This is a genomic window from Virgibacillus alimentarius (assembly GCF_000709085.1).
Classification (GTDB): Bacteria; Bacillota; Bacilli; order Bacillales; family Amphibacillaceae; genus Virgibacillus_B; species Virgibacillus_B alimentarius.
This window is the reverse complement of the sequence record NZ_JFBD01000007.1, coordinates 1-14,634: the sequence shown is the minus strand read 5'-3', so window position 1 is coordinate 14,634 and position 14,634 is coordinate 1. Positions and strand designations below refer to the sequence as shown.

The following is a 14,634-nucleotide window of genomic DNA, read 5'->3' as shown; positions in this document are numbered from 1 at the left end:
CAACTTTTGGGTGTGTGGGTTTGAAAATCATTGTTTCTCGTTTACAATAAAGGAAATGAGATTGTGAAGGCAGGGTAATACATTTTGAATACTATTCGGAATTTTAATATAAAAAATATGTTTCCATCGGTGATTTATCGACGCGGGTTAGCATATTACAAAAATGATTTGATAAGTAATTTAGTATACGATTTGAATTATAATGTGTGGACAGCCACTGTACATGGCTCAGAAGATTATTTTGTGGAGATAAATATGTCTGAATTTTCAAGTGGCTCGATCAAGGCATATTGTGATTGTCCAGCCTTTGATACGTATGGATCGTGTAAACATATTGTTGCTGTTTTAATTAGCATTGCCAATAGATCAGCAGGGAATGAATCGGGACTGGATGACTATGAATACCAAACGACGAATCGTTTCATACAAGCGATTACTTCTACACAACAAAGTCCAGAAGCGGAGGAAATACTGCTACGGAAAATTCCGATGCATGTGCAATACTATTTAAAGTGGTCTTTTGATCGGAATTTGCTCATTGAATTAAAAGCAGGGGAAAAAAGATGTTTTGTTGTTAAAGATGCATTTGCATTTCTGGAAGATGTTTTACATGGACGGGAGCATTACTTTACAAAAACATTTACGTACAGTCCAGAGAGTCATTATTTCCTGCAGCAAGATCTGGATGCCTTTGAGCTGTTGTACTCTATCTTAAGAAATGAGCAAGTCTACAACGGGTATTCATTTTATCATTATCAAACAAAGCTACACGATAAACGATCCATTATTATACCGCCATTACTCGCTCGCGAATTAATAGAAAAGCTGATTGAAAGAGATTTAACGATAGAAAATGGAGAGCAAAGTTTTCAGCATGCAGAGATCGTTAAAGACCATTTACCTTTTCAATTTGTTGTAACCAAAAATAGACGGGAAGATTTAATGCTTGAAATGAGCGATGTTGCACAAAGTGTATATTTTAAACCGTATCAAATACTCTTTTCAGAAGGCACTTTTTATTTCCCGTCAAAAGAGCAAATACCTGTTCTCGAACAAATGAATCAATTAGGGATGGAAAATCACCAGCTTCCAATCACCAAAAATCAAGCAAATGTTTTCCTGTCTGAAGTCCTGCCCTCTTTAAAAAAAGTAGGAGACGTGGAAATTGCTGAAAAGGTCGAAGCTGAAATTATCCAAGTACCATTACATGCAAAATTATATCTAGAAATACAGGCGGATTGGATTGTTGGTAAGTTAGAATATCATTATGGTGATCACCAAATCGATCCCTTTAGCGGACGTGATGAAAGTGATACAATTATTATTCGTGATACAGATAAAGAGCAAAAGATCATGCAGCTGATTGAATATGCCAACTTTCATTATAATGGGAAAGATTTATATATCGAGGCGGATGAAGAAGAACTGTATGATTTTATCTACCATGTTTTACCTTTGCTTGAGCGTTATGTGGATTTGTTTTTAACATCTGAAATTCGAAATTTTATTGTTGAACATGAACCTAATCCAAGCACAAGTGTCAGTGTGGAATCATCTTCTAACTTATTGGAAATCGGATTTAACATCGATGGGGTAGATGACGTTGAAATAAATCAAATTTTAAATGCGGTGATTGAGAAGAAGCGCTATTACCGCTTGCAGAGTGGTGCATTGATGTCGTTGGAAGGCGATGAATTTTCTTCCATGCAACAGTTCCTTGAAGATTTAGAAATTAAAAAGGGAGATCTGGATAAAGGCAATATTCATATGCCTTTTTATCGCAGTACACAGATTGATGAGCTGATTGATACGAAAAAAGATTATGACCCAAAGTTTAGGAAACTATTACATCAATTGAAGTCACCAGAAGAACAAGTTTATGAGCTTCCGGAAAATTTAAATGCCTCCCTTCGGTCTTATCAGGAGACAGGTTACCAATGGTTCAAATCATTAAGCAATTATTACTTAGGCGGAATTTTAGCGGATGATATGGGACTCGGAAAGACGTTGCAAAGCATCGCTTATATGCTATCTGAACCAAGCGACTCGCCACATTTAATCATAGCACCTTCCTCTGTACTGTATAATTGGAAAAATGAGTGTGAAAAATTTGCTCCTGATTTAAGTGTGTCTATTCTGAAAGGGACGCCAGTGGAAAGAGAAAAAATGATTAAAGAATCAACGGATAAGGATGTATGGATTACCTCCTATGCAACACTGCGACAAGATATAGAGCAATATAAAGAACTAACATTTCAAACAATGATACTCGATGAGGCGCAATATATAAAAAATTATGCTACAAAAACGTCGCAAGCAATTAGACAAATTAAGGCGACAAGAAGGTTTGCATTAAGTGGCACGCCAATTGAAAATTCGATTAGTGAGCTATGGTCTATTTTTCAAGTTGTTTTGCCTGGCTTAATGCCCAGTCAACGGTCATTTAAACAAATGTCGCATGAAAAAATAGCAAGTCTCACAAAACCATTCATTTTACGACGTTTGAAAGAGAATGTTTTAAAAGAATTGCCAGATAAAATAGAATCAACCTCTATTTCGGAGTTAACCAATGAACAAAAAGAATTATATCTTGGGTATTTAAGGCAATTACAACAAGAAGCAGCGGAGTCGATGAAAGCAGGCGGATTTAATCAGAATCGAATGAAAATATTAGCAGGCCTTACAAGGCTTAGACAAATTTGCTGCCATCCATCTTTATTTATCGAAAATTATCAAGGTAAATCGGGAAAATTGGAACAGCTGATGGAAACAGTAAGAAATGCGATTGCAAATGGAAAGCGTATGCTCATCTTTTCTCAATTTACAAGTATGCATGAAATTATCATGAACAAATTACAGCAAGAGGACATTGCCTATTTTTATTTGCATGGTCAAACCGGATCTCGTGAACGTGTCCAAATGAGTGAACGCTTTAATAACGGGGAAAAAGATGTATTTCTTATTTCCTTAAAAGCAGGTGGAACTGGGTTAAACTTAACAGGGGCAGATACGGTGATTTTGTATGACTTATGGTGGAATCCTGCAGTGGAGGACCAGGCGACTGGAAGAGCTCATCGCTTTGGTCAGAAAAATGTAGTGCAAGTGATTCGTCTGATAACGGAGGGGACCATAGAAGAAAAAATTTACGAATTACAACAAAAGAAACGTGAGCTTATTGATCAAGTTATTCAGCCAGGAGAAACAATGTTGTCCAGTCTGAGTGAAGAGGACGTGCGAGAATTATTGAATCTATAAGTGGTTATTCAAGGGGGTTGGGACATAACTAGCCAAGAATAAGTAGAAACGGAATACTTTCCACGACATCATTCACGGCATAGACAATATCATCTTCTTGTAATGTAATTTCTAAATCAAGCGGCAACACAACTTGATTCATGGTATAAGATTTAAACAAAAGGGACACCCCCGATAAATTGTTGTGTAGTGACTTTCATTTTATCAGAAGGTGTCCTTTTTGTTTCTAAAACAAGCATATTAAAGCTGCTTTCATATCTAGTTGACTGGAACGAAAGGCGGCTACTCTTGCGGGAACAGCACGAGTCCGAAGACCGCGCAGGAAGTGGTTTTCTTACGAGGACGCTGAGGCCGTGCCCGCGGAAAGCAGCCACCTGTAGTGGAAGTCAACGGGATTACTAAAAATTGCACGGAAAAGTAAATTTTTTTTACATTTACTGGGGTTTTGTCCCAATCTCTTTATTTTTGGGACAATAAAGCTTTAACGAAGTAGATGTAAATCTAAAATTAGAAAGTTTGCGAATGGAGCAAAACGTTCATAATGAAAAATAGATAGACATGTTTCTTGTTTTATAAGTTTATTGGTGTTATAATATTTAAACAATTCTGAAAGGTGGTGTTTCATGAAAACGGTTGTGAATGGATTTGCCAAGTTTATTGTTTCAAACGCAACAATTGCATTGGCTATCATGCTTTTGCCCGTATTTTTAATTACGGAACAAGTAACTTTTTTCGATCATATCATGGATTACTTATTTAATAACAAAAGTTAATTTGTTTAGGAGGCAGGTTAATTTCTATTACTATTTAAGTTTTCTTTTCGAATTTAAAAAGAAAAGTCAGGTAATGCGATGTTACCTGGCTTTTTCTTTTTCAGTTGCAATTTGAAATAACTTCCTTGGTCTTCCTTTCAGATATGGTTTTTCTTCACCGACTACTTTAATAACTTTGCCATTTAATAATTTATTTATCGTGCGTTCCGCGCTGCGTTTCGTGACACGGTAATACAAGGCAATATCATTCGAAGAAAAAGGTTCATTATTCCTGCTGGAGATGAAATTTATGAAATTATATGATAATTCATTATTTAGTCGTGCCTTATGAATGAGAGCCTGGTATAATCGTGCAGCGTCAAAATGTTTTTTAACTCCAATTGGGCCAAAGCTATCCCCTTGTTCGTTTACAAGAAAACAATTATGCCTGTATGGCTCTTGGTTGCATCTGTCTAGCGCCAGCTTCGCATTATTTTCCGCTTGTTTCACTGTCATACCTAGTCCAAATCCGATTGAAATAGGAACTTGCAGAGAACGCTCGATTTCTGTCAATAATGGGAAATTCCGGTAATGATCGGTAATATAATGGATCATTTTTTGTGTTCCAAATAAAACATATTGATTAGCTTTTGTTTGGATAAGTGCAGCTTCTGTCTGAAATGTAAATTCCTCTAAGAGTTGATCTAGCTTAGGGAGTATCATTTCATATGTGATTTCACCTTTTTCTCTGTTTAACAATTCAAAACCTTTTACACAAACGTATCCTGCAATCATTTGTGTATGATTATACTTTTTTAGTGTAGCAATGGATTTGCATTTTTGGATCGCACGCTCGATATTAACTTTTGGAATTTCCATGCATATAGAAGGAATGTTAGCATCCTTCAGCATGAGATCAACTTCTTTTATGGAAGTAAGTACATGATCAATTTTACCTTTTTCCCATAGTTGCTTGTGAAATGCTGTGATCTGGTCAATGTTGTTGTCTTCATTATTTCTGTAATCAGATGTATATACTTCATAATTGCTTGTATTTAACTTTGTAAGTACCTCATGAATACGGTGTTTATTCCATAGATCAATGGATAAACGTTTGATGGGCTTTTCCCGTTCATTATTTGCGAGAAAAAGAGAGGTTAAAAACATATAGTCATCACAAGGAATTTGCACGGCAGGAAGGCGTTTTTTATTGATGATCTTTTTTACAAAGGCATAGGATATAGCTTCTGTAAAAAGGTATACATCACATATAAAGGCCTTCTCGATCAGTTTTGGAGTTTCGTTGACATGTGTATAAATAAAAGGAACGATCTCAAGATCCACTTGTCCTAACACAGAGGAATGGCATTGATCAACGACCTCTTTTCTACCGAACACCGCTATTTTGGTTTTCATATAAGATCCTCCCAGATAAATCGACAAATTTCGTTAATTTATACCATAATATAGAATATTCATACAACTGTCAAGAATGAAAGAGCAGCAGTTTTTATTAAAAATAGCTTTTTGTGCAATGTTCGCGGGTAGAATAATAGAGATGGTGCAACTAAAAAAGAGAAACAGTTGAAGAATACTTTCATTTCCTAGTAGAATCTGATATATACGAGAAATGTTTACGTGGAACTAGATGTGATAAAGAAAGGATGGACATGAATGAAGAAACAGCATGATTTTACCCAAGGGAATATTTTTAAACAGCTCATTTTATTTTCAGGTCCAATCATGCTGACAAATCTATTGCAGACTTCCTATCAATTTGCTGATAGTTTGTGGGTTGGAAATTTGCTTGGAGCAAATGCTCTGGGATCTGTAGCCGTATCGAGTACAATTATTTTTACCATACTTTCTTTTGTTATCGGCTTAAATAATTCCGCTTTAACCATCTTATCTCAGCAAAAAGGACGCGGAAATACATATGGATTAAAACGGTATTTAAATGCTTATGTTGTACTTTTAACGGCAATATCGCTCATTTTAGGTGTTACTGGATATATGTTTGCAGAAAATCTTTTACGAATTTTAGGAACACCAGAAAGTATGATCTTTTCCGCGAAATCCTATTTGCAAATTAATTTTATCGGGATTTTATTTTTATTTGGGTATAACTTTATTAGTACCGTCCTCCGTGCTTTAGGAGACAGCAAGACGCCACTTCGCTTTGTTATGCTGGCTGTTATGCTTAATATCATACTTGCTCCACTGTTCATTGCCGGACTTAACTTGGGGATCAACGGGGCAGCTTATGCAACAGTCGTAGCACAAGGAACGGCATTTATCTATGGTGTTTTCTATGTTCTTCGACGTAAGCTGGCGCCATTCCGTATACCCTCTCTTCCAACAAAAGGGGAAATAGGGCTTATTTTAAATCTGGGCATCCCGTCCGGGCTTCAGATGGCAGTGATTTCTGCTGGAGCAGCAGCGATTATGAGCGTTGTCACCGTTTTTGGAGAAAATGTCGTTGGAGGATATGGTGCTGCACAACGGCTGGATAGTATTGTCATGCTGCCAGCCCATGCATTAGGAACAGCTGTAAGCAGTATGGCTGGACAAAATATTGGTATAAATGATTGGGAGCGAGTGAAACGGATAGCCAAGTATGGCGTTTTATATAACTTTTCTGTCATGCTGATCATAGGTGTAATTGTTGTACTTTTTGCTGAATTTGGAGTTCGATTATTTATAGAAGAGGAAGAAGCAGTAGCTTTTGGAACAAAATACTTGCGTATCGTCGCATTATGTTATCCATTTCTTGGCATCAATTTCATATTAAATGGAATCGTTCGAGCATCTGGCGCAATGTATCAAGTGCTCGCATTAAATATCACGTCATTTTGGTTATTGCGATTTCCGTTTGCTTCTTTATTTTCAAAAATGTTTGGAGAAGTAGGAATTGGTGTTGGAGTAGGTGCCAGCTTTTTGGCTAGCAGTTTTATAGCCTATATGTATTACCGTTTTGGCAAGTGGCGGGAAAAAGAGTTATTTAAAGGGCAAAAAGCACATTAAATAATGGAGTGAACGTTAGCTAAAATGGATAAGAATTAGAGAACGAAAACATGAATGAATGCTTTAATCTGGATGGGTAAATTTCATACAAACTCTAGCTGTAACAGCGTTGCAACCGTAAGTTAAATAAAACTACGAAAAATTACAGTTCGTAGCTTTTAGCAACGTGCACGATCCAATCATTTGGTAAATGGCACATAAAATATAAAAGACTGGGGTAAGAGAATCGAAAATATGAAACGCAAGACAGTAAAAGCAATGAAAAAGGCAACCGTTCTATTTTTATTTATAGGAATCTTGTTTGTTGTCCTGTCTCTATTAACCTATGAAAAACCGGAAATAGACCGACAACCTGATAGACGCATAAGCGATGAAGTAAAAAAATATCAGCCGCTCGTTGAAAAATATGCAAAGAAATACCATGTATCCTCATACATAGATGTTATTTTGGCCATGATGATGCAGGAATCAGGAGGCAAGGGAAATGACCCAATGCAATCATCAGAAAGTTATTGCGGGGAAGTTGGCTGCATTGATGATCCGGAACATTCGATTAAGCAAGGAGTGTACTATTTTTCTCAAGTGCTGGAGAAAGCGGATGGAGATGTAAAGTTGGCCGTACAATCTTATAATTTTGGAAAAGGGTTCATTGATTATGTCAAAAATCAATCCGGAGAATATTCACAGCAAGAAGCGATTAATTTCTCTAAACAAATGTATGATAAAGACAGGGAAACTTATACGTGTTACCGAGAAGAAGCAAAGCGATATAACGCTTGTTACGGAGATATCTATTATGTCCGTGATGTCATGGCTTATCGAGAAACGCTATAGATAAAAAAACAGGGGTGTTCATATGAAAATCGTAGTGGCACCAGATGCATATAAAGGAACACTGACACAGGTGGATGCAGCAAATATAATAAAAAATGCCATCATGGAAGTGGATGCTACACATAACGTTGTCATCAAACCGATGGCGGACGGTGGTGAAGGAATGCTGGATGCCTTGCTCCGTGCGATTCCTGACAGTAAGCGATTGCCGGTAAAGGTAACTGGTCCTTTTGGGAGAAAAATAGAGACGTGTATCGGAGTGGTATACGAAGATACTGCTGTTATTGAAATTGCCAGTATGGCAGGTTTGCCGTTTGTTCCTAAGGACAGCCGAGATCCATATAAAACAACCACATATGGTATTGGCGAGGCCATACGTATAGCTCTAGATAAACAATTTCGTAAATTTATCATCGGGTTAGGTGGTAGTGCAACGAATGATGGTGGTTTTGGAATGCTCATGTCTCTGGGGGCTACCTTTAAAAATTCCCGTGGTGAACATGTTGGTATTTTCGGTGAGCATTTGTTAGAAATAGAAACAATTCATCTAGAAACACTCGACCCGCGCCTTGCTTCATGTACCATTCGTGTAGCAACAGACGTAGAGAATCCTTTATGCGGACAGAATGGAGCAACCTTTGTATTCGGCCCTCAGAAAGGGGCTAATCGTCAACAAATAGAATATTTGGATCAAGCCATGGGGAATTATAGTAAACGAATACAAAAAACAAATTCCCTCTCGCTTTCATTAGACAAAGAACCAGGAGCTGGTGCAGCGGGCGGTCTGGGGTTTGCATTTATGGCGATGGGGGGTAAATTGCTTTCAGGCGCTAAGCTCATTTCCGAAGTGATTGAGCTTGAGGATGAAATAAAACATGCCGATCTAGTCATTAGTGGCGAAGGAGAAAGTGATACACAAACGCTTGATGGAAAAGCACCTGGATATGTTGCAGCATTAGCCCGAAAATACCATGTTCCCTCGATGCTTATTTCTGGCAATGTTACGGTGGAGGACAGATCAGCGTTACTTGATCAATTTACTGAAATTCATACATTAATTAATGGTACATTCAGCAAAAAGCAAGCCATGAACAAGCCAAAAATGGTATTATTTAATAGAACAAAGGAAATTTTTAAGTACATACAAAATCAAGGAGGAATTACAATGGTAAAAGCAATCCATACAGAAGATGCACCAGCGGCAATCGGTCCTTACTCTCAGGCAATTGAAGCGGGTAATTTTGTTTATGTGTCCGGACAAATTGGAATCGATCCTCAAACCAAAGAAGTGGAAGGAGGAATTGAAAAGCAGACGAAACAGGTTTTAGAAAACTTAAAAGCTATTCTAACAGAGGCAGGTACAGACTTTTCAGAGGTTGTGAAATTTACCATTTATTTGGATTCGATGGATGACTTTGCTACTGTCAATGATATTTATGGCGGATATTTACAAGAGCCTTATCCGTCAAGAGCTACCGTAGAAGTTGGTGGTCTTCCAAAAGGCGCACTTGTCGAAATGGACGTTGTCGTATATAAAAAATAACGCATGCATGATATAGATGAACTTGAGGCATTCACTGATATAAGAGGGCTGAGCTCTTGTTAGTGAATGCCTCAGTTTATTGCTTGGACTCTATTTTTATTTCATTTTCACGTTTTTTATACCATGTATAAAATCTCTCTCCCAGTTGCACAGGAACATCATGAAGAGCAGTATGACGCACCGGTTTGGCACGATTAACGGTCTCAATAGACGCTAATCCAAGCATTCGCTGAACGATATTACGGGATATTTTCACTTCCATGATCTTATCTCGTTTTGATGTGAACAGAGATGTTGTGAAGCCGCCTGTTTGAAACTGGATAAAGTGATGATTGAATGTATAGCTTGTATGAAAGAAATCAAGCAATCTTGATACAACAATGGATAAAAGCAAGCCAATAGATAAAATCCACCAAGCTTGCGTGATACCAAGTACAGCTGGCTTGAAGTAAAATAATAAACCAGTGGAAAAAATCCATAGCCAGCTAGGTCTGAATAAACGGACCCATAAAGATTTGCCAGGAAGACGCGTCATTTCCTCAGTCACTTCATACGAAGGAAGTATTTCGGAAATTATTTTACGTGCTTGTTCAATAGGCAGAAATGGATAAAGAGAATTAATTTCCATCTCCTCATCTCCGTCATTAGAGCCACCGGCACTGATCAGTTTAACTTCCACAAGTCCAAGCAATCGTTTCATCAGCGATTGTGTCATTTCAATCGCTTGTACTTTATCTTTTGATATGGTAAATGTTGTTTCCTCGACGATACCTTTTGTAATAAAAATTTGCTCTTCACTTGAAGCTATTTCATACTTCCCATATGTCAAAAATGTCTTTGCAAATCCAAAAATGACTGAAGCAAAAAGCATTACGATCACGATGATTGTAAGAAGCCACCAAGAATGCGTAATTTGTAAAAACAATCCTTCTACTTTTTTTCCTACATGAAAGATCTCGGTGAGTTTAAAATAAGCAGAAATGATGATTGGGATGAGCACTAGAAAACTGAATGATGTAAACGATGCTTTGATAAGCTCCTTTTTGGTCGGCTTAAAATGAATTCTACGATTGGAAACTACTGCTTCCTTACTGTCTTGAGGTGGCATGTCTGGATCACTGACAGCTTGATTTGTGGATGGCTCATCCACGCCCGTATTTGTTATATGTTCTTCCAAGTGATCGGCCTCTTTTTTAGGGATGGCCTCAAACGCAACAGTGGCATCTGAATCAGACATACCGGTTTCAAATTTTATCGATGTAACGTTAAAAATACGGTGGATTACAGTAGTACGACGATTGACGTTTTGAATTTTAGAAAAGGGAATGGTTCGCTCTGATTTTGCAAAAAGTCCTTTGTAAAGATGGAATGACGTATCATCCACCTTGTACTTATGTGAAAACCATTTCACCACAATGGAAATAATGGAGATTCCAATCAAAAGGAAAAAAATGATTCTCCCGTATTTAATAAAAGTGGAATCCGAGCCGAATTTTATAACAAATAAATAAATCACGAAGACAATGGAGTTTTTTAATAACCTCCATAAATGAAAAAGAATAAGCAGTGGGTGGTAACGTTGTTTGCTTTCCGTCATTCCTCCACTTCCTTTATTTTGGCGAAATGAGCAATCTGATTCCTCCATTTGACAGCAACTTCTTTAGGTAGTGCGGGAATTGTGTGAGAAGATCCCATCGTGCTGATTTCCAGTGAACAAAGTCCATATTTTCTAAACAATGGTCCTTGATTTGTCTCCACAGCTTGTATTTTTGTCATCGGAACAAGCTGATGTACTTCTTTTAGGGCGCCTGATTTCAATTGCAAGAACGACTCATCTGCGTCATATCGAAAGTTTCTGTAAAGCAGAAATGGTTCAATAAAGATGGACCAGATGGAGAAAAGGACAGCAATGATTGTAATCACAATAAGAATCCAACCAATCCAGTCTTTCCACGAAAAATGATAGTCTAAATAAAATAAAACACCAAGTATGATAAACCCAAGGATATCGATCATTACCTCGCGTATGATCCAAATTTTAACAGCATCTTTTGACAATCGATGTTCGGGTGAATGAATCTTGGAATACATGAAATCACTCCAATCTATTTCTAGCCATTTTTATACGCTTTCTCGGTTCGCAGTCTTTTCTTTGTAGGGGCTTTGAAATAAATAAAAATTCTTAGCAGCCACTCAAGTGGTCCCTGCTTGAAGTATTTTAAATAGAGGGTGCTTGCATATAGCTGCAATCGAAAAATAATGATTCCTAAAACAATGGAAAAGGTGACCCCCATTTTTGCAAAAAGTCCTAAACCGTAACCATAAAAGATAAACGTACAAATAATGGTTTGCATGATATAATTCGTTAATGATAATTTTCCCAAGTTTTCAAATCCAATAACGAAGCGACTTCCAAAAAGTTTGCCATAAACAAATGCAAATAGACAAATATAACCAATCGCAAGGGTAATATCTCCCAAATAACTCAGATCGACAAGCCAATGAATAGACTCTTTGATGTAAAATGTAGCTTTTAAAATTAATCCTATTGGGATAAGCATGATCATTCCAGTTTTGTATTTATTTCTGTTTTTCAGTGGATTTACGAGCCACTTTTTATGGGCAGCATGCATGCCAATGAAAAACATCGGCAGCATAACAAGGGGAATAGCTAATAACATCAAGGCCGCTTCCTCTCCATCGAGTTCCATCGGATCTTTATGATTGCGGTGATATTTGATTTCGCTATATGAGCCAGAACTGTATATATTGGTTGTTTGATTCAGATATGTTTCCATTTTTCCATCTGTCGTTAAAGCAATATCCTCTTCAGTTTCAAAAAAGCTACCAACGGTGATGAATGAAAGTAAAAGTATCGCCCAGATAAGCAATGTTTTTGGTTTCCGGTTAACAAATAGCAAAAGAAGGATACCCATCATGCCATAGGATAATAAAATATCTCCCTCCCACAAAAAAGTGCTATGCAGGACGCCAAGCACAATTAACATGATAAATCTTCGGAATAGGTGCCATTTCACACGCAACTGCCTCTTTTTCAGGCTGTTCCTCATTAGGATTAAGGAATAGCCAAATAAAAATGTAAAGATAGGCATAAATGAATTCTCAATAAAAAGCTTCACAAAATAATAAGAAAACAGGTTGCTTGATGAAAGATCAAAGTAGGAAATTTCATCTTTTCCAAAGATTCCGTACTGAAAAATAAGTAAATTAGCTAGAAGAATTCCGAATAATGCCCATCCGCGGATTCCATCAATGAAACCAATTCTTTTAGTCGTTGCTCGCATGTCATACTTCCTCCCAAAAAACCTTATTTGCGGTTTGATAGTATAAAATATAGCAGATGGGAGATTATTTATCAATATTTTTTTATCGATTATCGATAAAAATGCATTGATAAAGAATGTGTGTTATAGTTGATGAAGAAATGAGGAAAACGGTGTTTTACGATAGGAGTGGAGCAATGGGAGCCAAAAAAGCTATTTTTAAATTATTATCGGTATTATGCTTGATAGGGTTTTATTTCACCATTTTAATAGGGATCTTTGCAATATTATTGCATCTATCATTCATTTGGGATGCAGATAGTGCTCTTTCAAAGTCGTTTGGCAAGTTTGAACCTATTTTTAGCTATCTCGAGTTACATTTTTATCAGGAGCCAAATCTTTACATGGAAAAATCTTTTATGGTTTTATCATTAATTTCCATAACAACCATGATCTTAACTGCGCTATTATTTTTAAGGTTGATGTATAAGCTGTTAAAAAATATTTATAAAGATAGTCTGTTTATGTACGAGAATGTTTCGATTATCTTTAAACTGGGGCTAACCTATCTTATTTTAGGGACGGCATTTACGTATACCGATGGACTTTTGCTGTCAAAGGCTCTGAGTGCATTAGATATTACAAATGCTGAGATTCAATCCTCCAATCTTTCTTATATCGATTCGATTACATGGGGCATTGTACTTATCATTCTTGCATCAGCTTTAAAAACGGCTGTTCATGCGGTAGAGGAAAATAAGAAAACAATATAAAGTAGGGGAAAAAGATGATCAGAATAAAGTTGGATGTTATGATGGCTGAGCGCAAAATGTCGCTCAATAAACTATCGGAATTAGTCGGCATAACAACAGCCAATTTATCCATTCTAAAAAATGAAAAAGGAAAAGCGATCCGTTTCACAACATTGGATGCATTGTGCAAGGCTCTCGATTGCCAGCCGGGTGATTTACTGGAATATATCGATGAAACAGATGGAGATGCTCAGGAATAAAAAAGAACAAGCTGTTGTTATTGATAAACAGCTAGTTCTTCTTTGATTGCTGCGCGAACTTTGTCTAAGCATTCTTCAACTGTTTTCCCGAAAATTCGCCGATTGTTAACAAGGGCAAATGGCCTTACTCTGCATAAACCGCAAAATGCCAGACATTCATTCTTTAGCACAGCTACTTCTGGAAACTCGGATTCGATGATTCCTTCTATATCTATTTTAGTGATTGCATTTCCGTCACATACCTCGACTACGACAATTCCCATTGCTATCACTTTCTTTCAAATCAATTTAAAATTTTTGACTCTGTTAGTTGTAGCATATACTGCCACATGAATCAATTGATTAGCATTATATTAGTATACCCATTTTTGTCACATTGAATTAGCGTCATTTTAACTTCCCACTTGGTGCCATCAATAAAAATGGCTTCTTCATCAATCTGTTTTTCCTGCACAAGGCTTACAACGGAATTCTACGAAACACTAACGCAATAATTCTTTGACTTCCGGGTGAATGCGGAAACGATTAATCGTTCGATAACTCGGTTCATATCCCTGGGGCCAGCCACATCATGCGCGGATGGTAGGCCGGACAGCTCCTCTCACGCAAAAGGCTGACGAATGCTTCGTCCGGAATACTTTCCACGACATAGGCAATATCATCTTCTTGTCATTTAATTTCTAAATCCAGCGGCAAAACAATTTGATTCATGGAAACATAAGGGACACCCCTGAAAAATTGTGTGTAGTGACTTTAATTTTATCAGAAGGTGTCCTTTTTGTTTACTAAAACAAGCATATTAAAGCCGTTTTCATATCTAGTTGACTCGAACGAAAGGCGGCTGACTCCAGCGGGAATAGCACGAGTCTGAAGACCCCACGTGAAATGGTTTTCTTCCGAGGAGGCTGAGGCTGTGCCCGCGGAAAGCAG

General features: G+C 37.2%; 13 protein-coding genes and 1 pseudogene. 7 read left to right on the top strand and 7 right to left on the bottom strand.

Annotated elements, in window-relative coordinates; translation table 11 throughout:
• Positions 1 to 84: 84 nt before the first annotated feature.
• A complete protein-coding gene (locus GZ63_RS0101255) occupies positions 85 to 3,255 on the top strand; it encodes a DEAD/DEAH box helicase (RefSeq protein ID WP_029266073.1) in 3,171 nt (1,056 codons plus the stop codon).
• 28 nt (positions 3,256 to 3,283) lie between these two features.
• Here GZ63_RS0101255 and GZ63_RS18565 read toward each other — a convergent pair whose 3' ends face one another.
• A complete protein-coding gene (locus tag GZ63_RS18565) occupies positions 3,284 to 3,415 on the bottom strand; it encodes a hypothetical protein (protein WP_264175914.1) in 132 nt (43 codons plus the stop codon).
• Positions 3,416 to 3,878: 463 nt separating this feature from the next.
• On the opposite strand from GZ63_RS18565, the gene GZ63_RS17775 reads away from it, so the two are divergent.
• Positions 3,879 to 4,028: a hypothetical protein gene (locus GZ63_RS17775; RefSeq protein WP_156947652.1), complete on the top strand. Its 150-nt coding sequence runs from the start codon at positions 3,879 to 3,881 to the stop codon at positions 4,026 to 4,028.
• Between the two features lie 81 nt (positions 4,029 to 4,109).
• Here the strand turns inward: GZ63_RS17775 and GZ63_RS18915 are convergent, their stop codons facing one another.
• Positions 4,110 to 5,423 (bottom strand): hypothetical protein, encoded by a 1,314-nt coding sequence (locus GZ63_RS18915; RefSeq protein WP_029266071.1) that lies wholly within the window; start codon positions 5,421 to 5,423, stop codon positions 4,110 to 4,112.
• Between the two features lie 258 nt (positions 5,424 to 5,681).
• Between GZ63_RS18915 and GZ63_RS0101230 the strand changes: the two genes are divergently transcribed.
• The 3 genes from GZ63_RS0101230 to GZ63_RS0101220 all read left to right on the top strand — a co-directional run bounded on the left by GZ63_RS0101230 (position 5,682) and on the right by GZ63_RS0101220 (position 9,408).
• Positions 5,682 to 7,031, top strand: a complete 1,350-nt coding sequence (locus tag GZ63_RS0101230) for an MATE family efflux transporter (protein ID WP_029266069.1) — start codon at positions 5,682 to 5,684, stop codon at positions 7,029 to 7,031.
• Positions 7,032 to 7,265: 234 nt separating this feature from the next.
• A complete protein-coding gene (locus GZ63_RS0101225; protein ID WP_029266067.1) occupies positions 7,266 to 7,865 on the top strand; it encodes a lysozyme family protein in 600 nt (199 codons plus the stop codon).
• 22 nt (positions 7,866 to 7,887) lie between these two features.
• Positions 7,888 to 9,408 carry a glycerate kinase gene (locus GZ63_RS0101220; protein WP_084178885.1) on the top strand — a complete coding sequence of 507 codons (1,521 nt, stop codon included), beginning with the start codon at positions 7,888 to 7,890 and terminating at the stop codon, positions 9,406 to 9,408.
• 76 nt (positions 9,409 to 9,484) lie between these two features.
• Here GZ63_RS0101220 and GZ63_RS0101215 read toward each other — a convergent pair whose 3' ends face one another.
• The 3 genes from GZ63_RS0101215 to GZ63_RS0101205 are packed head-to-tail and all read right to left on the bottom strand — an operon-like array spanning position 9,485 to position 12,713.
• Positions 9,485 to 11,005 carry a PH domain-containing protein gene (locus tag GZ63_RS0101215; protein WP_029266064.1) on the bottom strand — a complete coding sequence of 507 codons (1,521 nt, stop codon included), beginning with the start codon at positions 11,003 to 11,005 and terminating at the stop codon, positions 9,485 to 9,487.
• Positions 11,002 to 11,499, bottom strand: a complete 498-nt coding sequence (locus GZ63_RS0101210) for a PH domain-containing protein (RefSeq protein WP_029266062.1) — start codon at positions 11,497 to 11,499, stop codon at positions 11,002 to 11,004. The genes GZ63_RS0101215 and GZ63_RS0101210 overlap by 4 nt, the downstream gene beginning before the upstream one ends.
• 20 nt (positions 11,500 to 11,519) lie before the next feature.
• Positions 11,520 to 12,713 (bottom strand): DUF418 domain-containing protein, encoded by a 1,194-nt coding sequence (locus tag GZ63_RS0101205; protein ID WP_029266060.1) that lies wholly within the window; start codon positions 12,711 to 12,713, stop codon positions 11,520 to 11,522.
• Between the two features lie 176 nt (positions 12,714 to 12,889).
• Here GZ63_RS0101205 and GZ63_RS0101200 point away from each other — a divergent pair, with 176 nt between their 5' ends.
• Positions 12,890 to 13,465 (top strand): DUF2975 domain-containing protein, encoded by a 576-nt coding sequence (locus tag GZ63_RS0101200; RefSeq protein WP_029266058.1) that lies wholly within the window; start codon positions 12,890 to 12,892, stop codon positions 13,463 to 13,465.
• 14 nt (positions 13,466 to 13,479) lie between these two features.
• The gene (locus tag GZ63_RS0101195; protein ID WP_029266056.1) at positions 13,480 to 13,704 is read left to right on the top strand and encodes a helix-turn-helix domain-containing protein; all 225 of its coding nucleotides are present in this window, start codon (positions 13,480 to 13,482) and stop codon (positions 13,702 to 13,704) included.
• Between the two features lie 17 nt (positions 13,705 to 13,721).
• Here GZ63_RS0101195 and GZ63_RS0101190 read toward each other — a convergent pair whose 3' ends face one another.
• The gene (locus GZ63_RS0101190; RefSeq protein WP_029266055.1) at positions 13,722 to 13,967 is read right to left on the bottom strand and encodes a DUF1450 domain-containing protein; all 246 of its coding nucleotides are present in this window, start codon (positions 13,965 to 13,967) and stop codon (positions 13,722 to 13,724) included.
• 134 nt (positions 13,968 to 14,101) lie between these two features.
• Positions 14,102 to 14,415, bottom strand: a pseudogene (locus GZ63_RS17240) (IS5/IS1182 family transposase); the annotation flags it as partial.
• Positions 14,416 to 14,634 lie beyond the last annotated feature (219 nt).